This is a genomic window from Rhizobium sp. SVR5-2C (assembly GCF_056755115.1).
In genome coordinates this window covers 1-232 of the sequence record NZ_JBNDHT010000639.1, presented here as the reverse complement: position 1 = coordinate 232, position 232 = coordinate 1, and the positions used below count along the sequence as shown (strand labels likewise).

The 232-nt window shown below is 61.2% G+C and carries 1 protein-coding gene; it reads right to left on the bottom strand.

Annotated elements, in window-relative coordinates:
- On the bottom strand, nt 1–232 hold a 232-nt coding region (locus ACPYOI_RS37215; protein ID WP_481424325.1), incomplete at both ends, for an SMP-30/gluconolactonase/LRE family protein.

The following is a 232-nucleotide window of genomic DNA, read 5'->3' as shown; positions in this document are numbered from 1 at the left end:
CGGCTGGCCGCCGAAGACGACGTTGGAGACGGTATGCGGCACTTTGATCGTGCCGAGCAACGTGCCGTCCGGCGCAAAGCAATGGACGTCATCGGCGGCACTAGTCCACAGATTGCCGTCGATATCGAAGCGACAGCCGTCGGGTATGCCGTTGTCGATCGAGCAAAAATAGCGGCTGTTGGTCAGTCGCCTGCCGTCGGCAACGTCGAAGACACGGATATGACGCGGCACG